The 19,699-nt window shown below is 47.6% G+C and carries 15 protein-coding genes; 7 read left to right on the plus strand and 8 right to left on the minus strand.

What is annotated here, in order from left to right; all coding sequences use genetic code 11:
* Positions 1–37 precede the first annotated feature (37 nt).
* Genes O3C58_03510 through O3C58_03525 form a run of 4 tightly spaced genes read right to left on the minus strand, consistent with a single transcriptional unit; the run spans position 38 to position 5,348 of the window.
* Complete coding sequence (locus O3C58_03510) at positions 38–1,411, minus strand: sigma-54 dependent transcriptional regulator (protein MDA0690929.1); 1,374 nt, start codon at positions 1,409–1,411, stop codon at positions 38–40.
* Complete coding sequence (locus O3C58_03515; GenBank protein MDA0690930.1) at positions 1,398–2,207, minus strand: ATP-binding protein; 810 nt, start codon at positions 2,205–2,207, stop codon at positions 1,398–1,400. Before O3C58_03515 ends, O3C58_03510 begins: the two co-directional genes overlap by 14 nt.
* 33 nt (positions 2,208–2,240) lie before the next feature.
* On the minus strand, positions 2,241–2,684 hold the full coding sequence (locus O3C58_03520; GenBank protein ID MDA0690931.1) for a PAS domain-containing protein: 444 nt from the start codon (positions 2,682–2,684) through the stop codon (positions 2,241–2,243).
* Between the two features lie 57 nt (positions 2,685–2,741).
* Complete coding sequence (locus tag O3C58_03525) at positions 2,742–5,348, minus strand: tetratricopeptide repeat protein (protein ID MDA0690932.1); 2,607 nt, start codon at positions 5,346–5,348, stop codon at positions 2,742–2,744.
* Positions 5,349–5,617: 269 nt separating this feature from the next.
* Here O3C58_03525 and O3C58_03530 point away from each other — a divergent pair, with 269 nt between their 5' ends.
* Both O3C58_03530 and O3C58_03535 read left to right on the plus strand, forming a co-directional pair.
* On the plus strand, positions 5,618–6,727 hold the full coding sequence (locus tag O3C58_03530; protein ID MDA0690933.1) for a sensor domain-containing diguanylate cyclase: 1,110 nt from the start codon (positions 5,618–5,620) through the stop codon (positions 6,725–6,727).
* On the plus strand, positions 6,708–7,556 hold the full coding sequence (locus O3C58_03535; GenBank protein ID MDA0690934.1) for an HDOD domain-containing protein: 849 nt from the start codon (positions 6,708–6,710) through the stop codon (positions 7,554–7,556). Before O3C58_03530 ends, O3C58_03535 begins: the two co-directional genes overlap by 20 nt.
* A gap of 97 nt (positions 7,557–7,653) precedes the next feature.
* Here the strand turns inward: O3C58_03535 and O3C58_03540 are convergent, their stop codons facing one another.
* From O3C58_03540 to O3C58_03550, 3 genes are all read right to left on the minus strand, one after another.
* Positions 7,654–7,857: a hypothetical protein gene (locus O3C58_03540; protein MDA0690935.1), complete on the minus strand. Its 204-nt coding sequence runs from the start codon at positions 7,855–7,857 to the stop codon at positions 7,654–7,656.
* A 27-nt stretch (positions 7,858–7,884) separates the two neighbouring features.
* Complete coding sequence (locus O3C58_03545) at positions 7,885–8,643, minus strand: HD domain-containing protein (GenBank protein MDA0690936.1); 759 nt, start codon at positions 8,641–8,643, stop codon at positions 7,885–7,887.
* Positions 8,644–8,918: 275 nt separating this feature from the next.
* Positions 8,919–10,733 (minus strand): M20/M25/M40 family metallo-hydrolase, encoded by a 1,815-nt coding sequence (locus O3C58_03550; GenBank protein ID MDA0690937.1) that lies wholly within the window; start codon positions 10,731–10,733, stop codon positions 8,919–8,921.
* A gap of 139 nt (positions 10,734–10,872) precedes the next feature.
* Between O3C58_03550 and O3C58_03555 the strand changes: the two genes are divergently transcribed.
* Positions 10,873–11,145: a hypothetical protein gene (locus tag O3C58_03555; protein MDA0690938.1), complete on the plus strand. Its 273-nt coding sequence runs from the start codon at positions 10,873–10,875 to the stop codon at positions 11,143–11,145.
* Between the two features lie 45 nt (positions 11,146–11,190).
* The gene (locus O3C58_03560) at positions 11,191–12,669 is read left to right on the plus strand and encodes a glycosyltransferase family 39 protein (protein ID MDA0690939.1); all 1,479 of its coding nucleotides are present in this window, start codon (positions 11,191–11,193) and stop codon (positions 12,667–12,669) included.
* A gap of 6 nt (positions 12,670–12,675) precedes the next feature.
* Here the strand turns inward: O3C58_03560 and O3C58_03565 are convergent, their stop codons facing one another.
* On the minus strand, positions 12,676–14,385 hold the full coding sequence (locus O3C58_03565) for a glycosyltransferase family 39 protein (protein ID MDA0690940.1): 1,710 nt from the start codon (positions 14,383–14,385) through the stop codon (positions 12,676–12,678).
* Positions 14,386–14,819: 434 nt separating this feature from the next.
* On the opposite strand from O3C58_03565, the gene O3C58_03570 reads away from it, so the two are divergent.
* From O3C58_03570 to O3C58_03580, 3 genes are all read left to right on the plus strand, one after another.
* Positions 14,820–17,279: a glycosyltransferase family 39 protein gene (locus O3C58_03570; protein ID MDA0690941.1), complete on the plus strand. Its 2,460-nt coding sequence runs from the start codon at positions 14,820–14,822 to the stop codon at positions 17,277–17,279.
* Complete coding sequence (locus O3C58_03575) at positions 17,276–18,412, plus strand: glycosyltransferase family 4 protein (protein MDA0690942.1); 1,137 nt, start codon at positions 17,276–17,278, stop codon at positions 18,410–18,412. The genes O3C58_03570 and O3C58_03575 overlap by 4 nt, the downstream gene beginning before the upstream one ends.
* 122 nt (positions 18,413–18,534) lie before the next feature.
* On the plus strand, positions 18,535–19,599 hold the full coding sequence (locus tag O3C58_03580; protein MDA0690943.1) for a glycosyltransferase family 9 protein: 1,065 nt from the start codon (positions 18,535–18,537) through the stop codon (positions 19,597–19,599).
* The last annotated feature ends 100 nt before the right edge of the window (positions 19,600–19,699 follow it).

Genomic DNA, 19,699 nt, shown 5'->3' on the forward strand with positions numbered 1-19,699 from the left:
TGACGAAATGGGAAAAAATAGGGCCACCGGGTGTAGGTCAGCTACTTTTCTGATACTCGGTCAGTTTGTTGCGCAGGGTACGAATACTGATGCCGAGAGATTCCGCCGCACGGGTTTTATTGCCACTGACCTCTTCCAGAGTTTGCAGAATCAAGGCCTTTTCCATATCGTAAATGGTGCCCTGAAAATTTGAAAGCAGTTTCGATCCGGTTTCTCCATCCATTTCGGAATCTTCCTCGAAAAACAGATGCGCGGGCAGTAACGTATCCTCGTTACAGACCAGTGCGGCACGTTCCAGGATGTTTCCCAATTCGCGGATATTCCCCGGCCAGTTGTATTTTTTCAAAAGCGTGAGAGTGGCTTCGTCTATCGACGGGACGGTTTTATGCATTTCCCTGCAATGCAATTGCAGAAAATGCTCTGCCAGCAGAGGGATATCTTCTTTGCGTTCGCGCAGTGGAATCAGCCGGAGGGGAATAACGTTTAACCGGTAGTACAGATCTTCCCGGAACTGGTTTTCCTTGATCCGTTTTTTTATGTCGCGATTGGAGGTGGCAATCACCCGGACATCGACAGGAATGGCTTCTTTCCCGCCCACTTTATCGATTTCATGCTCCTGCAGGACACGAAGAAGTTTGGCTTGCAGGGGCAGGGACATTTCAGTGACTTCGTCGAGTAGCAGGGTCCCCTTGTGGGCGAGTTCAAATTTCCCTTCCTTGCGGTTATCGGCTCCGGTGAAAGCGCCTTTTTCATGGCCGAACATTTCTGTTTCCAAAAGCCCTTCGGGAAGCGCCGCGCAGTTGATAGGTACGAAAGGCCTGTCTGCCCTGGGACTGTGTTGGTGAATAAGGCGGGCAAACAATTCTTTGCCGGTACCGGTTTCTCCAATGATCAGCACGGTGGATTTGCTGTAGGCGATGTTTTCGGCAAATTTCAGCAGTCTTTTCATTTCCTCGTTACAGGTAATGATTTTCCGTTCGGAAACGGTTTTTTCGGGAGGCGTAGGCGCTGGCTGCCGGGCGGTAGTCTCTGGTTCCTTTAAAAAGGCCCGGTTCACGGTTGAAATCAGGATTTCCGCTGAGAAGGGTTTCAGAAGGTAATCGAAAGCGCCTACCTTCATGGTCTCCACAGCGTTGTCTATATCTCCATAAGCGGTCATCATGATAACGATGGTTTTAGGGGAGTGCTGTTTGACGGCACGTAGAAGTTCCACTCCGTCCATCCTTGGCATTTTGACGTCAGAAATTATCAGGTCGAACGACTCATGTTCAATTTTTTCCCAGGCGGCTTTTCCGTCCTGGACGGAAACCGGCTGGTAACCCTCCCGCTTCAAAGTCGTCTCCAGCGCTACCCGCATTTCGCTTTCGTCGTCAACGACGAGAATTTTTTTATCGGAATTATTTTTCATCAAATTCGTCATCCCAACAAGGTAGTTTTACGATGAAAGAGGTTTGTCTGCTTTTTTCGCTTTCGGCGTCGATCGTACCCTGATGGGCTTTAATTATATTGTGAGAAATGGACAAACCCAGCCCGGTTCCTTTATCTTTTGTGGTGAAAAAGGGGTTGAAGATTTTTGCCAGATGGTCTTGAGGGATGCCTTCGCCGGTGTCGGACACCGTGATGGTGATAAATTGACGGTGATCGTTTCCAGGTGCGGACCGGTTGGAAGAGGCGCTGACCTGTTCTGTGGTCAGGCAAAGTTCTCCTCCATCGGGCATGGCCTGAATCGCGTTGCGGATGAGGTTGCTGAAAACCTGCTTCAAAAGCTCCCGGTCGCCGTTGATCAACGCATCACTTTCTCCAAAATTGCGCACAATTTTTATATTGTCGGGGATGATTGTGTCCGAGGAACCTGTCAGCAAGGTGGTGAGCAATTGGTGAATGTCGCATTTTTGCTGGGAGGGGCGGGGAGACTTGGCGTATAGCAACAGGGTGGAAATGATCCGGTCCATATTCTTGACTCCGGCACGGATATGCTCCACAAGCGTGGATTTTTCCTCGTCCGTCTCTACGTCCTTCTTCAGCAGGGAAGCAAACAGTTCGATGCTTCCGAGAGGGTTTCTAATTTCATGGGCGATTCCTGCGGCCATTTCTCCCATGGCTCGCAATCGCTGGTTTCTTTGCGCTTCGACTTCCAGGTGCCGGATATGGGTCATGTCTTTTATGATGAGAAGCGTTCCAATTTGCGCATCGTCAGGGTCCAGCACTGGAGAGGCAGAAGCCTGGACGTGAACCTTGCTTCAGTTTGCCGTGGTGATTTCCCGATCCACGCTCAAGAGGTTCCCCCCTGTTTTGACCAGTCGTGACACCATGTTTTCAAACAGCTCATCGTGGAACAGGTCAGGGAGAGGTTTGCCAAGGCACATCTCAGGAGAGAGTCCTGTGATCCAGCTTGCCGTTTTATTGAATGTCGTTATGTTTGCCTTTTTGTCCAATACAATTACGCCTGTGGTCAGGCTTTCCAGGATATTGTTCAGGTAATTTTTGACTTCTTCTTTTTCGGTGAGGTTTTTTTCAAGTTCTTCGTTCTTCTTGGCCAGCTCCAGATCGAGTCTTTTGACTCGCTCCTTCAGGTCATCGTAGGAATCCTGAAGCTGTTGGGTCGCGTCATTGAACGCTTGAAACGCCTGGCTGAGGATTTCGAATTCTTCTTTCGGGGTTTTTCCCTGGAGGGGTTCGTTCATGTACTATTTGGACCACGGGTGAGGGTTGAATCTAATCACTAAAACATTATAAATGATTTAGAGAGGTTCTTTAAATTCTTTTTCCCAATCGAGGACTTTAAGTTTCGATTCTGCGACTTGCTTCAAAAGATCATTGGTATCTTTTGATTCAATCAGAGTGTTCAGGGTGGCGGTGGCTTTGGAAGGATTTTTTAAATTATTATAACTTTCTACCAGAAGGTAGTCTGCCCAGTCGGTGTGCGGCTGTTCTGGAAATAATCGCCGGGCCGATTCCAGGGCTTTAGCAGCCTCGGCATATTTTTTGTTCTGGAAAAGCGCAAACCCCAGGCTGTAGTAAGCTTTGCGTATGGTATTGGGAATGATCTTGGCCGTGCGGTCAAACGTTTTGATAGCCTGACGGTATTCGTCAATGGCGGAAGGAAGGTTGTCCTCATTTTGGTAAGTTTCGGCCAACAGGGTGTGGGTTTCGGAAATATTTCCACCCTGTTTAGTCAAGAGCTCTTTATACACATGCAAGGCTTTGTTGTATTGTTTTCTGCCGCTATGCGAACTGGCCAGGAGCTTTAGAGCCTCGGGAACCTGCGGGCTCTGGGGATAATTTTTTAAAAATGATTGAGCGACCAGTTCCGCTTCTTTAAAGTTGCTTTGTTCCAGGTGAATTTGTCCCAGGTTGAGGAAGATGCGGTCGCGATAAATATTTTTGGCGTCCAATTTTTTGACCCGCTCGTAAAACCGAAGCGCTTGCGGGAACATGCCGATGGATTGATACGCTTCCCCAATTTGCATCACCGTTTTCAGATTTTTCACCTCGCCAAGGGATAAGCTGGAGAAATCACTGTAAGAGTAAAGAATCGGCAAGACGCCTCCCTGCCGGGCGTATTTATCGACGGAATAAACCAGGGCCTGTTGAATATATGTCTGGGATTTATTATAAAATCTGGAGTCGGGGCCGAGAGGCAACAGTTTTTTGAATTCCTCTATGGCCCATAAATAATTTTGTTCTTTAAGAAATGCGATGCCTCGGCTCAAAGTGACCTCAGCCAATATTTCAACATCATTGGCTTCCTGCAAAACCTCATCGTAGGCTTTGAAAGGTTGGTAATAAGGATCGGTATTGTAAACTATATCCGTAACTTTCAGCTTGGGGTTAATGACTCCAATGTCAGCCATCCGGATTTTCCCATATAAGGATTCACTGCTTCCGGAATTTCTTTTGGCGGATTCGTCGAAGACGGCAAGTGCATCATTATGCCTTTCTTCAAGTAAATAGGAATCACCAATCATATTCAGAGCTCTATGAGCATGTTCATGGTCGGGAGCCAGGTTGATCAGGTCGTATAAATGGTCCCGCGCCGGGGTGTATTGTTTTTGCCGGAAATAAATATCTCCCATGTTGTAATTGGTTTCCGGTTCCTCATTGAGCTGGGTGGGCCAGCGGGCGGCGCCATCTTGATAGACATCAAGCGCCCGATTATAGTTTTTTTGTTGATAAAAGTTGTTGGCGATTTCAAAAATAGCCGACCGGGCGGCAATATTCTTCGGGTTGTTCTCCAGCAACCTCTTGAAACCGGTGTAGGCTTCTTCCAGTTTGCCTTCTTTCAGCATCATGAGTGCTACGTTGTTTTTTCGTGCGGATGAGTACGGGCTTTCGGGTTTTTCTTTTAAACTTTCCTCATACAACGTTTTTGCTTCCAGGGTGTAGCCCAGCTCGGAATAAATAAATGCGATTTTGTCCTGGGCGTGTTCGGTAAACCTGGATTTTGGAAAGCGTCTGGTGGCCTCTTTGTACGCGGCCAGCGCCTGTTCGTAGATCGGGTGAGGTTGCCGGAAAGCGATTTGAAAATGCGCTTCCGCCATAAGATAATAAATATGGGCAAGGTATTTGCTGTCGGGAAAAGTCGGAATAAATTTTTCAAAGGATTCAATGGCCTTGGCATAGTCTTTTTCCTGGAACTCTTTTAAGGCGGATTGATACTCATCCCAGCCATTCTTTAACTTGTTTTCAATATCCAGACGATTGGTTTGCCTGATCTTTCCTGAGTTCATTCCTTCGATCCGGGTTCTTTTGGAAGGCTTGGAATTTCTTCTGGCATCGGAGATTTTTTCTTTCCCGTGCAAAAGGACTTCAGTCCTGGCGAGGGCCTCGGGTTCGGAGCCGGGCTTGCGTTCTCCTATTTGAGTTTGCAGAATGGGTTTTTTCTCGCTGTTTAAATCGATGACGATTTGAGACTTGGCCCTATCCAGATAATGAAAAAAGCGGGTATTGGATCGTCTGAGATGCAGAACAATTTCCAGGTTTTGCTGTTCAGGGTGAATCTCTATTTTTTCTATATTGCGATCCTGGATCGACCGAGTCTGAAGGTCAGGATTCAATTGAACATTTTTTAGTGTCAGGGTAACTCGTTTTCCTAAAAAATCCGCATCTACCTTATAGGAACCGGGCTGGCTCAAATCTACCAGGATGCGCGTGTATTGGGGGTGTGGGCCTATGTGCACTTTATTGACAATGAGGTTCTTCTGATACTCAGGCGGGGGATTTTTTGATAAGGCAGGCGCGCTCAGCGCCAAACTAAGAAGAAAGGCGAAAAGGGTTGTTTGAATCAGACGACGAAATGTATTATTGCTTGAGTTCATGGCATCAGGTTGCAAATTATGGCTACTCATTATAAAAGCAATTTCCATACCACCCTAGTCCAACTTTTTATGGGTTTGATATTGGGTTGAAGTTTCGAAAATTGTAGATTTTCTATTCTTGTGAAACGCATTGTTTTATTGAATAATAGGGGAGCGAGCGGTGAACCGCTGGAAGCAATTAAAAAATCAGGGTTTGGAGTCCTTTATTAAGCCGGCGTCATTATTTTGACAAGGTTTTTGCATAAGCTGTGTAAAGGAACAATTTTATGACCCGCTAATCGTCAACTGTTTTACTTCCTGTGCTCATAGAAAAAAGCCAGTTTGAAAAATTAAAAAAGCAAGAATTGGGTGTGATCTGCAATTTGCTGAAAAAGCAAAATGAAATGCTGGGGCAATCCCTTTTGCATATGGATCATCTGATTTATTTGCAGAAGAGCATCAGTTTAATGAGTCTGGAGGAAATCAATAAAGTTTTAGCGGATAAACTGCCTTATATTCTTTTCATACGTTATTTTTCCCTGTTTCTTTTTGACAAAAGTAGAAGAATCCTGACTCTGGCCTGCCACAACCATCCTGACCTGAAAGAGACACTCAACCTGCGTCTGAAAGATTCTGAAGTTATGAGCGAGGCGATCGATTCAGGAACTTATATCCTGGAGCAGGATCATGCTAAATCCAGATTCTTCAAGGGGGTGAGAAACCCTTTGTTCAAGTACAACTTCTTTATCACCATTCCGCTGATGATTGAAAATGAGATCATTGGTGTCCTCAATTTGAACGACAACGAAAGAGGGCGTCTCAACGTGACGGACCTGGATTATTTTCTAAACATGTCCGAAGTGATTTCGGTTTCGATCAGTAATGCGCAGTCTTATGAAAAAGCTGAGAGGTTATCGATCACCGACGGGCTCACGGGATTGAACAACCGTCAGCAATTTCAAGCGGTGTTGCAAAGCGAAATTCTCAGATGCCGACGATACAACTCGCCTCTTTCCCTGTTGATAATGGATGTGGATTATTTTAAAGGCGTCAACGATACCTTTGGGCATCAGGAGGGAGACGATGTGCTAAGGGGCATCGCCGGAATTATAAAAGGGTTGTGCCGTTCATACGATGTGGCGGCCCGTTACGGAGGGGAGGAGTTTGTCCTGATTCTTCCCGAAACCAATGGCGCCGGGGCATGGGTCATTGCGGAAAGAATCCGTGAGGAAGTGGAAAAATGCCGTTTCAAAAATGACGGCAGGGTTCATTCCGTTACCATCAGTTGCGGGATCGCGGAATTTGATAAAGAGACGACTGCCGATCATACGCATCTGATTCGGGTTGCGGATGAGGCGCTTTACCAGGCAAAAGAATCTGGAAGGAACAGAACCGTAATGGGACATGCAGATGACATCTTCAAAGGCTGATGAATTCCTGGTAATGGAGGGGCTGCCTTCGCTTCCCGGACAGATCCTCAGTTTATTGGATGAATTGAGCAAGACCTCGGCGATGGACTACACGATTCTGCAAAAAATCCAATACGATCCTGCCATTGCCCTTAGAGTTTTGCAAGTGGCCAACACGCCGCTTTATGGATATGGGGGTAAGGTTTCATCCCTGCAACAGGCGGGAGGACTCCTGGGGCCGGGGGCGATAAGAAATATTGTGTTGACGACCCCGATCCTTGAGCGCTATCAGGAGGATAATTTTCCTCCTGCATTCGACTACTCCAAACTTTGGTTACACATGACCGTTACCGCCGTCCTGGCTGGAAGCCTGGGAGCCTGTTTGAAAAAAATAGAAACGGATGTCTGTTTCACGGCGGGATTGATTCATGGAATTGGAAAAATTTCTCTTGCCGCCTACCATTCAAAATCCTTGCAGGAGTGGGTTCGACAGGCGGAGTGTGAACAGATGTCTTTGCTTGAGGTCGAGAAAAGGGAGCTTGGGTTCACCCATGCGGATCTGGGTGTCAAGATGGCGGAAGCTTTTTGTCTTCCGCAAGAATTAATCAACGCGCAAAAATTTTACTATGCGTCAGGCGAAGATGAGATCACGGATCCACTGGCAGGGACGGTTTGTGTCGCCAGGAATCTGGCCAATAGCTGGGGTTTTACGGATGGTATCGGGAACGAGGCTCCTGCCGGCATGGACACGCTTTTTTCGTTGTTAAATTTTTCTGAAGCAGAGCTGGAGGAATGGACGCCTCAATTTCGTGAAAACGTGAATCTCGCGGTCGAGGCCCAGGAAGGATGATCCTCAATAGTTGAGGGTATCAAGATGAGACAGAAGATGGACGCAACCAGAAGGCGAGCAAAGTGGAGCGTTGTCTGATAAATATTGTGAGGCGGGTTTAAAGGTCGGGGCCCATAAATTTTATAAATTTTATAAATTTTCCCAGGATTTCCATGTCGAACTCACCCTGCATTTCTTTGCCCATGACGGTGAGGGCATCAAAGGGGCGCAACGCTTTTTTATAGGACCGGCGCGTGGTCAGAGCATCGTAGACGTCCGTGACCTTGCAGATTCTGGCGAAATGAGAAATTTCGTCCCCCACCAGACCCTTGGGGTAGCCGTTTCCCCCTTACTGCTCGTGATGCTGGCCCGCCATTTCTATCACATGAGCTGTGTGGCACTTCATGCCTTCCAGGATCTCTTGCCCCAGCGGTGCATGGGCTTTAATTGCCTCGAATTCTTCAAAAGTCAGTTTGCCGTTTTTATTGAGGATGCCGGCATCGATTTGGGTTTTTCCCACATCGTGGAGCATGCCGCCAAGACCTAAATCCCGGATGTCGTTGGACCCCATTTTGGTTTTGACCCCGTAACCCAGACAGTACAGGCCGACGTTGACGCTGTGAGTGTAGGTGTAATAATCTTTCGAGGTAATGGTGAATAAGGCATGAAAATCGGCGTCAGCGCTGGACAGACATTCATCCATCAGTTCCACCACTTGTTCCGAAGATTTAAGGATTTTGGGCGAAGCGTTGAACTCAAAAAAGTCCTTCATGATATCTTTCGACACATCATAAATTTTTAATGTTTTTTCCTTGAGGGATAGGTTGGGGTCGTCAATCATTTTTCTAAGGTGAACCGTAGCCTGACTGTAATACTTCATCATATCGTCGGCCTGGATGAAAAAATCCTCGGTCCCTTCCTTTTCCTCGATCAACTTTCGGACTTTGTCCTGATGTTCGGGGGAGGCGCTGGCAAATTTGACAAACTTAGCGGTTCCGAAGGCTTCGGTTTTATAAAAAATGTCAAAACTTTCCTGGAATTCGCCCTGCAGGAATTTGGTGTTAATCGGCCTGAAATTCGCATCCTCTTTTTCTAAAGCAGTTTTCACTCGCCACGCCTCAACTGGAAGTAATATTCCTTCACCTGATTTATATTATAAGGTATGTGTTGTGAATTTTTCAAGCTATTGAAAAGGCTAATTTTAGGCTGTTTCTTGCTGGAATTGGCTTGATTGGTTAAAATTGACCCATAGATGCACTGTAACTGGTTTAAAAGCAAGGGTTTTAGCCTTGTCGATCAATGGGTTGGGTCCTTTTTTGTTGAAGACCTAAGCAGGTATTTTTTTCGAAAAACTTAGGGTTTTTATCCGAAATGGGGAAAAACTCAGGTTTTAGTGGCGGGGTAAACGTTTGCCGCGTGAGCGATCAGGTAAATGATGGAACGGGTACAGCCCAGTAAATCCACCAGGGACATGCTTTCACCCGGTTCGTGCATACGGGCGTCTGCATCATAGGCCCCCAGGCAAATGGGTTGAACGTCGCCCAACGCGTCCAGAAGTTTGGCGACAAAAGGAATAGACCCTCCGCAACCGTACAGACAACTGGGTTGGCCGAATCCTTTTTCCAACGACTCCAACACCAAGGGGAAAACGGGATGTTTGCATTCCGTCATCCAGGGGGAAGCTCCCTTATCGACTTTTAAACCCAGCTCGAACCTGGAAGTAACCTGCTTTTTAAGATGATTTATCAGGTGCTCTATCGCCTGGGTGTCATTATTGCCGGGAGCCAGCCGTATTTCTACGATGGCCTTGGCCGTTGGGTTTTCAAAAAGACGGGACGTCCCATCGTGCTCTACCCGCAGGGACTGGGTTTTCATACTGCCATTGTTTGCTTCAAGGCAAGATGCAATATCTTTATGCAGCGACCCATCGTTGTGGACGAGCCTACCGATCATTTTTGCCAGTTGCAGTTCGGGTACGGGGAAAGGTCCGCCGTGCATTCCAGAGTGGGGGTCTTTGTCGGCTGACTGAAGGAGAAGGTCAAAGACAGCGGTTCCCGGTTGTGAAGAAAGTTGCTTGAGGGTCAATTTCAAATGAAACGGATTCCATTGGGTCAGTAAGCTTTGCAAAGAATTTTTCAGCGCACCGTCATCCTTGCAGGAAGAAAAAGTCAGTCGCGCTCCTGCCGCGCCAAAGATGATGGAGCCGGCAAGTCGGTGGCCGGGACGGACGTTGGCACAGGATTTTCTCAGTTGCGCCAGAATGAGGGCCTCTTTCTTTTCCGGGACGGTCAATCTTGTCTCCGGCAACAGGCCGGCGGCGTCACGAAGCATTTCGATGGATGTCGGAACGTTTGCATAACCGCGTGTTTCTTCCTCGGTCTCGGGGTGATCGGATTGGGCAATGGCGTCCACGGCCAGGGCATGGTCGTCATGGATCAGAGTGGCTAGCAGTTTATATAAGGCGGTTTGCGCGTCCCCATGTTCGTCTTTTCCAGTGAGTGTGGCTTCCAGTTGGATGATGCCACGGAGCGATGTGGTCAGCGCCGGAATGCCGGTGGCGGGGTTGATGACATCGGTGATGACCACACAATCGACGGACGAAAAAAATTCCTGGTTCTGCCGGATCTGTGCGGCCAGAGAATGCGACCCGCATTCTTCCTCGGTTTCATAGATCACCTTGATATTGCAGGGGAGGGCATGCGGCGACGATTTTAAAAGCGCGTCGATGGTCATGCCGATGGACACCACCCCGCTCAGGTCGTCGGCCGCGCCCCGGCCATAAGCCCGGGTCCGGTTTTCGTTCCAACGCAATTCGGTGGGCGGGACGCCCTCCCATTTCTGGAATCGGCCGTCATCCATGTAAGGTTGTTTATCCAGATGCGCGTAAAATAAAATAGTGGGCTTGTCGGGGGATGCCGGAATTTCCGCCAGTAAAATCGGGGTGGCGTCTGGATACTCAGGCGGCGGCTGATTGATTTTGATCCAGGGGAATCCGATCTGACGCAAATAGTCTTCGGCGCAGGCGAGTATTTCTTTCATATCGGTGGGTGTGGTCCGGTCTCCTGCAAATTCGTTGACGTTGAAACTCCGGCTGTCGATGCTCACCATTTTTCGGAGAAATTCCAGGTGCCAGTCCACCAGGTCGGAATTTGGCTGAACTTTTTGGCTGGCTGTTTCGTAGAGTTTTTTGGCGTCCATCGTTTGTTGGCCTATCCTTTGAAGGTCGTATCTTTACTTATTTTGGGTGGATGATATATTATAAGCCGCTGAGGTCCATAATTTAGCGGATTTTAAAGGATGATTCATTCTTTTTTATTTTTACGAATACGGAAACCGTATGGTAGACAGGTTCATTAATCTGTTCAAGTTGATACAGATATTTAAAGAACGGGGAAATTGGCAACTCATCCGCCATTCCCGCAAACAATTGCGGGATTTTCTGTTCTGCCGCAGCGGGATGAATCATAAATCCCTCGTTGGGGCGCTTGTCTACTGGTTTTATATGTTGAAAGGATTGGACGTTCTGGTTTGGCGTCTGGAAACCTTTGGGTTTCTTTTTTTGCCGGACCAAAGCAAGGAAGACCAACAGCGGTTGAATTCCTATCTCTAGAATTTTCCTTCCAGATTTCTTACGCTTCTCAAACAAGAGAGACTCTTGACCTCCTTCTTTTTAAAAAATAAAACGCTACAGATCATATTTCTGCTCTATTCTTCGGCCTTGATTTTTTTAGGTCGGCAGTTGAATGTGGGACTGCCAAATTTCGACGATACCTATTACGCCCAAAAAGCCAAAGAAATGATTGCGTCTGGAAATTTGTGGGTGGTGACCTTCAATGGGGTTCCGGATTTGGCCAATCCGCCTTTTCCTTTCTGGATGACGTCTTTGGCCTTCAAGGTTTTTGGAGTGTCGGGATACGCCGCAGTTTTTTTCACTGCTGTATTTGGTGTGGCCACTGTTTATTTGACCTATGCCTTGTGCCTGCAGCTTTTCAAGAATCATTGGATCGCCTTTTTTTCCGCCTTTGTATTGATTTTTCCTGGGATGTTTGTCGATTCCGCCCGCCGGGGCATGGTCGATATCATCCTGGCTTTTTGCGTTACCGGGGCGATGTATTTTTTTGCCAGGGGATTGGAAAACAGAAGGTATTATCTGCTTTTTGGACTCCTGTCCGCCCTGGCGATTCTGACCAAAAGCGTTCTCGGAGGGTTTCCCCTGGCCATTGCCGTGGTCACTCTGGCTCTGGCTGGCCGCTGGAAAGAAATGTTCAGCGCCTATTTTTTAATGGGCGTGGGTTTGGCTCTGCTACTGGGTTTCAGCTGGCACTTGATGAGCTGGCTCACGTTTGGCGACTCCTTTTTGCAAACCCATTTCGGCTTGCTGATTTTTAACCGGGGGTTTGGCGATGAATTTACATTTTCGGATTTTTTTGGCTATTGTCGCGATTTTCTGAAAAACTACTGGCCCTGGCTGCCCATTGCCCTCATCGGCTTGTTTCAGTTTGGCAAGCGATCTTTTCTGGAAAAAGATATTCGCTTTCAACTGCTGTTTATCTGGATCGTGTTTACTTTTCTGGTGATGAGCAGCAGTAGAAACCAGACGCTGCGTTACCTGTTCATGATATTTCCTGCACTGGCGATTGTGACCGCCAAGACCGTGGGAGATTGGCTGGATGAAAATGTCAGAGAAAAATCCTTGCCTTATATTGTCAGCATTGTCATGGCAACGGTGCTATTCGTGAACGCCACTCCTTTGCAGATGAAGGTCACTTTGTCCCCCAACAGTGTCGATGTCCGGCAACTGGCGGCGGTGATAAATTTAAACACGCCGGCGGATCAAACACTCGGCAATTACCGTCTTACTCTACACAATCCTCGCAATGCCCTGCTGTTTTACTCGGATCGTTTCATGGACGAGCCGCTTGGGGACCCCCTGAAACTTATGAGCCGGGTGGAAAACCAGCCGGATTCCACCTGGTTGACCTCGGTACACGAGTTTAAAAAACTGCAGCAGGATTATCCCGAACAATTTTATTTGATTCACGCCACCCGAAAATACGCTTATTTTACTTCTCTGAATAACCGGAAAAACGTCCGCTACGATTTTTCTGAAATGAAGGTGCCTCTGATTCGGTGAGTCTTGTCATTGATTGGTAAACAAAACAACCGTTTCAAGAAGGTCGGATTTGTTGAAGTCGAGGCCTTTTTCCCATAACCCGGTAAGATATTTTTTATCGACCCGCCTTTTTTTCCAGATCTGGTCGGTGGATTGCCGGGTCAAGGGGAGGTTCGTAAAGTTATCCTGCCATTCGGTTTCGCGTATGACCAGATAAACTTTTTTATCGGTCTTGAGAAAATCGTGCAACATTTCCGGGGTGAAAATATATTTTGAATATTGTCCTGCTAACACCTCCATCCGGGACTGATGACTGCCAAGCCTATAAACCCCGATGACCTCTTCGCCGCTTCCCGTATGAGCAATTTCCTGCGCGAATTTTTTCATGGGATAGCGGTTGAAAAACGGAATCGCATCGCCATGAATGAGAGCCAGGCTGAGTGTTTGAAAAACAGCCAGGGTCACGATCAAAGCCATCCGGCGTCTGGCGACAAACATCAGGAGCAGGATGGCAGGTCCCACGGCCAGAAACAGGGGAAGAAACATGATTCGGAACGGAACGCTGGATTCGGATTGCAATATCAACACGCCCCCAGCGACAGCGAAAGTCAGCAGGAAATAAATAATTAGCGTGAGATAAAAGGGGATTTTAAACAGAGGCTGGTTGAATCCCCGGTCAGAGCTGGCAAGGCGGGTGAAATAATGACCCAGGATCAAAGCCACTGCCGGAGAAGCCGGGAGCATATAGCGACTGTGTTCGATTCTAAAGGCAGTGAACAGTATGAGAGGGATCAAAATCCAGAGGAAAAGAAATAAAAGAGCGATGTTATCTTTGTCAAAAAAACTCAAAATCCGGGTTTTAAAATTTTGGGTCAACACTGCAAGAGAAAAAATCAGGAACAGGGACCATGGCAGGTAATAGCGGACAAAAACTCCCAGATAATAAAAGCTGAAAGGGGTTTGATGAACAACACGGTCCCGAAGTTCTGAACCGAGAATGTGGTTCACAAATTCGTCGCCATGCAACGCGAACATGGCGGCAAACCACGGAACGTCCACCATCAACAAAATCACCAATCCAGATAGCAGCCGCATTTCGCCGAGTCGTTTCCAATCTCCCCGAATAAAAAGCAACGCGGTGATCGTGAGCGCTGGAATGAGGATGGCTAGGGGGCCTTTGGTGAGAAACCCCAGTGCCATTGCAAAATAAAAGAGCAGATAATTTTGCGTCCGGTGGACTTCCTCCTGGAAGGCTTTGATGAAAAAATAGAACGCGCAAAGAATGAAAAAATTTAACGTCATATCCGTTGTGGCCCAACGGGAAATTTGAAAATGCAGGTATATGGATGGCAGGATCAAGGCGGCCAGCCTGGCCGCCTGGGTTGACAGCAAACGGCGCCCCAGTAGAAAAACCAGCACGGCGGACAAGGTTCCGAGTACCACCGACCACAGACGGGCGGAAACCAGGCTGACGCCGAATACCTTGTATGCAAGGGCCACCTGCCAGTAATACAAAATGGGTTTGGCAAACCGCTTTTTTTCGTGAAATACAGGCGTCAGGTAATCACCCGACTGCAGCATGTTTTTCGCGGAGATAACGTAAAAGGTTTCGTCCGTATGGTAGGGGGGAACTTCTCCTAATTGGTAGGAAAGTGAAAAAAAACAGAAGCCGGTCAATAGCGCCAGGAAAATAGTATTCTTAAATTTTGTCTGCAATGAAGATAGAAAGGTCGGCATGGATTTGAGGTAATAATTAAAAATCGGAACAGAGTGCTTCGATTGGGTGACTTTAGAGACGATCCAAGAGGGTCGTTCCCTAAAAAAGGTTTTAAGATGAAAAATGCAAGCGTGTGAATTATAATCCCTTTCAACCGGATCGAGAAATGGATTTGTGACTCTTTCCGCAAGGGGTCCTCCTTGTGTGCGTCAAAGAGAGAGCCTGCCTTCCTCTAATGAATTAAGGGCACCTCTAAAAATTATTTTATTACAGGAAATTGAACATTGTACAAGGATTTCATATATCAGTGGCACGGGCGACCTACCTTAAATTTAAGGGTAGGTCGCCTGTCCCACTAAAACAAAGCCATCTCCTTAAATTGACGATTAGGAGCATTTAGTCAATTTTTAGAGATGCCTTTAAATTTTCAGAGAGAACAAGAAAACGGAACACTATGGACAACCCGTCTGACAAACAAATTTTTGTTGAAAATAAACCCGCTAATAATGCTGGCGGCGAATCCTCAAGGCAAGAAAAGCGGGCTTCCGGTTTTCCATCGCATTATTTTATCCTCCTGACCTTCATTCTTTGGACGTTCGGATGCAATCAGATCTGGACTCTCCTGGACGCGCGGCCGCTATCCTGGGATCCGGCGGCCCACCTTCGCATCGCGTTTGGTTATTGGAGCGCGTTCATATCAGGGGCAGATCGGGTATGGCTGGATTTGTTGAGCGTCGAATCGTTTTATCCGCCGTTTTATCATCTTTCGTTATTGCCTGTTCTTGCCGGGCTGGGGTTTTCTGAAGACAATGCGGTGATGGTCAACTCGTTTTATATGGCCGTTATTATTCTTTCGACCTATGGAATCGGTCAAAGACTGTACGGTCGTTCGACCGGGCTTCTGGCGGCATTTTTAATGGCCTGCTATCCCTTTCTGGCTTACATTTCCCGGCAGTTATCGATAGGCACCGCGCTCACGGCTTCGGTGGCACTTTCCTATTATCTTTTCCTGCGCTCGGAAAATTTTGAAAACCGCAAGTTTTCGTTTTGGTTCAGTTGTTCGTTTGCCGTGGGACTGATGGTCAAATGGACGTTTATCTTTTATTTGCTTCCGGCGATCCTGATTGGCCTGTTCCATACGGAGGCCGACAGGCCGCGTAAAGTTCTTAAGAAAACCGCGTATTATCTGGGGATGATCTTTGCCCTCATGATCCTGCCTTTGGTGATCTTCATTCTCGGAAAAGGACGAGAAGGGGTTCTGATTCTGGAATGTGCCCTGGTATTCGCTTTGGTACGATCCTTTCCCGCAGTCAATATTTCCGCCAAAAAAATAATCAACATCCTGACTCTTACCTTTATTTCTTTATTGGTTTGTTTTCCCTGGTACGCACACAACCTCGTGAAAATGTCACGAGGCATCTCCAAATTTGGACTGCCTGACATGGTTCTAAAAGGGGATATGATATGGAACCTTCCCATTTGGGGCTATTATCTGGAAGCGGCAGGTCGGCAGATGGGACTGCCCTTGTTTCTTTTGTTTGTGGTGGGGTTCATTACATTTCTGTTTAATAGAAAAAATTTCAACTGGCTTTTATGCGGATGGATTGTTTTGCCCTTTTTGGTGTTCACGTTTATCAACAACAAAGGCGTGCGCTACACGATGCCATGCCTGCCAGCGATATCGGTGCTATCGGCCCTTCTTATTATCCAGATAAACAAACGCAGGGTTCGGAATTGGGCCTTAGGGCTTGTGGTGGTGGTCAGTCTGTTCACCTATATTTATGCGGGATTTCTGCCGGGAGATTTAAAAACTCCGGGTTTGGGAAGTTCGTTTTTCGGGTTTAAAGGTCTTCCCGTTAAAGAAAACTGGCACATCAACTCCATCCTCGACGATATCGTTCAAGAGTCCGCCCCGCCTCCAGGGAAAATGATCACCGTGCGTACGCTCACCAATCACGCCTGGTTTCATAGAGGGGCTTTCCGCGACGCCGCACTGATTCGAGGGTTGCCCGTTACTGTAAAGAGTGTGAAACGCAATCAGGGCGAATTGACGGATTACTTCATCACCAAAGACAGCAGTCAGGAAGGGGAATCGGGGAACCGGCAGATCAATCCCAAAAGAGATCGCCTGTTTGATGATCCAACGCTCAGTAAAACGTTTTCCCTGTTTAAAACCTACCCACTGCCCAATGGAGCGAGGGGGCTGGTTTTCAAGAGAGATGTTTCTCCGATTAAAGATATTGCAGGAGCCATTGACCTTCAGCAGGTGGGCAAGCGGTTCATCGAAGCCCTGCCGCATTATCCGATTTATGGCATCAAGCAGATAGAAAATGCCAGGATTTCCATTGTCCCCACGGACAATGCGGAGGATTTGTATCTTGGACGCTATAAAAAAATTACCCTGACGGCGGATTCCGCGGTATCAAACAAAATACGTTTGGATGATTTCGAGTTGACCTTTCATGATGTGCAAATCAATTTGTATGAATTGTTTTTGAATGGAAAGTTGATTCTGTTTGAAATCGGGCGGCTGTTTCCGAGGGCTACTATTCAGTTTGAGACTCTTGAACAATTGGCGCTGAAGGAGATGAAAGGCAAGGGCGATGTGCATCTGGAAGGGGAGGGAGACCGTTTGCGTCTTCGCGCCCAATACCAGTTGCCGCCTCCTTTTGGGACCATTGATGGCAATGCCGAAGTGAGACTTGATTTTGAACCAGGAAAAAGTATCCGACCGCATGTAGAAACGGTGACTGTTGGACCGCTTAAGGCGCGGGAGATTTTTTACCGGCGCATTCTGGATGAAACAATCATCCTCACCCCGACTGCGGGTTGGCCGCTGTTTACAGATATCCGCACCCTCAACATTTTTCCTCGCAGGCTGGAGATCAACCAGAGTTCCAAGGGATCTTCGTGAAAATATCCTTTTTATGTTTTGATCTCTCGAATAACTCCCTGGGACGGGCGGCGCTTCTGGCGCGAGCTTTGGCCCGGCACCATCAGGTGGAGCTTATAGGCCCGGCAAAACGGGGGACGGTCTGGTATCCTCTCGAGGATCTGGATCTTCCGATTAAAGTTTTCTCCTGGAAACGCTATCCCGCTTTTATTTCGACCATCCGCCAAATGCTGCGGGCGATTGACGGCGATGTTGTGTTTGCCTGCAAGCCGATGCCCACCAGTTTTGGCGTCGGATTGTTAAAAAAATGGACTTCGGGAAAACCACTGCTGGTGGATATTGATGACTGGGAGGTGGGGTTTTTTTATCACACGGGTTTCTGGGGCAAAGTGGGGCGGTTTTTGAATTTTTCTAATCCAAATGGCCTGCCTCATACCTGGCTCATGGAGAAGTTGGTGAAATTTGCGGATGCGATAACGGTGAGCAATGGGTTTCTTAAAAATCGGTTTTCAGGGACTTTGCTGTATCATTGTCGTGACACTTCTGTACTGGACCCGGATAAATTCGATACGCATCGAGCCAAAGAAAAACTGGGTTTGCAGGGTAAAAAAGTGGTGATGTTTTTAGGGACTCCAAGACCACATAAAGGGGTGGATGATTTGATCGCGGCGATGCATACACTCGACCGTCCCGATGCGTGTCTGGTCATCATCGGCGCGGAGGAAGGTTTTGGCAGACGGCATGAAAAACTGGTTGAGGAAAATAAACTTGTCATTCTACCCATGATTCCTTTCAAGGAGCTTCCCGAACATCTGGCCGCCGCAGATGTTATTGTCATTCCTCAGCGGAAGACCAGCGATACTGTGGGACAAATGCCGGCAAAAATTTTTGATGCTATGGCGATGGCCAAACCCATCGTTTCCACCCGCGTTTCCGATATCCCGGACGTGTTGAGCGACTGCGGGTATCTGGTGGAGCCGGGAAATGTCCAACAGCTGGCGGAGGCGGTGGATCACATTTTTGATCATCCAGAGGAAGCCTTTGCCAAAGGAAAAAAAGCACGGGAGCGGTGCATCGCTCATTATGATATCAAGGGGTTGGAAAACAAGTTGCTGGAACTGGTGGAAAAGGCAATGGCTGAGTCCAAACACTGATTTCCACAAGTGGGTTTTATACCCCGTAGCTTGCTGCGGCTTTTAACTGAAAATTTTTGTCGGAGTCCCCGTCCGCTTGCGGCGGGTCGTTCATTTATAAAAATTTCTGGAAATAAAAATACGTGCTCCAATTTGATAAAGAAAAGCTTCCTCGCAAACCCAAAATTCTGCTGATCAAACTGCGGTCCATCGGAGATGTCATTTATAACACTTCCGTCTATGGTCCGCTGAAGCGGTGTTTCCCCGATTCGCATTTGACGGTCCTGGTCGAGAAGCCATCCTATGATCTGGTGCGGAACCACCCGGATGTGGATGAGGTTCTTTGTTTTAATAAAGGCTCACTCTGGCAACAGATACGGTTTTATCGGGATCTGTATTTAAATGGTTACGACATGGCGATCGACATGCATGAAGGAACGCGGGGAGCGATCATGTGTTTTCTGACGCAGGCGCCGTTTCGAGTGGGGCATAAGCACGCCAAACGTTCGTTTTTTTATAATGTGAAACTGGAGTTCAACGACCTCAAGCCAAAGTTTCCTGTGGATTATCAAGTGGCCTTGATAAAAAAGCTGGGAGTTGTTTTTGATGAGGTCTCTCCCGCCATTCACCTGTCAGACGCCAGTCGGGAGAATGCCCGGCGTATCCTTGAGGAACAGGGGATTCGCAACGAAGACCCCTATTGCATCATTCATCCGGGAACGCGCAAGATCTACAATCAATGGCAACACGAAAAATTTGCCCGTTTGGCGGATCGTTTATCGTCGGACTATGGGCTCAAAATCGTTATCACCTGCGGGCCGGGGGAAGAAGATCAGGCTCAGGCCGTGATCGATAGAATTGAGGACACGCCTTTTGCGTTTATTCAGGCGGATCTTCAGGAGTTGGCCGCCATTACCGAGGGTGCGGAATTTGCAGTTTGCCATAATGGCGGCTACATGCACCTTTCCTCGTCACTCGGGACCCCTGTCGTTGCCTTATACGGTTCGGTTCACCCACGCGTGTGGCGACCGCTCGGTGAAAAGGATGTCGTGATTTATAAATCGCTGGAATGCAGTCCCTGCAATCATGTGACCCGCAAAAAGGAATGCTATAAGGGAGACGCGGAATGCATGCAAATCATCACGGTTGAAGATGTGCTTTGCGGGGTTGACCAAATTCTTGAAGGTAGCACGGAGGCAAAAAACTAAAGGGCATCTCTAAAAATTGACAACGGCGCCGAATCGCCAATTCAAAGAAGCGTCTTTTGTTTTAGTAGGACAGGCGACCTACCCTTAAAGGTTATACGGA

This window comes from Nitrospinota bacterium (assembly GCA_027619975.1).
Taxonomy (GTDB): domain Bacteria; phylum Nitrospinota; class Nitrospinia; order Nitrospinales; family VA-1; genus JADFGI01.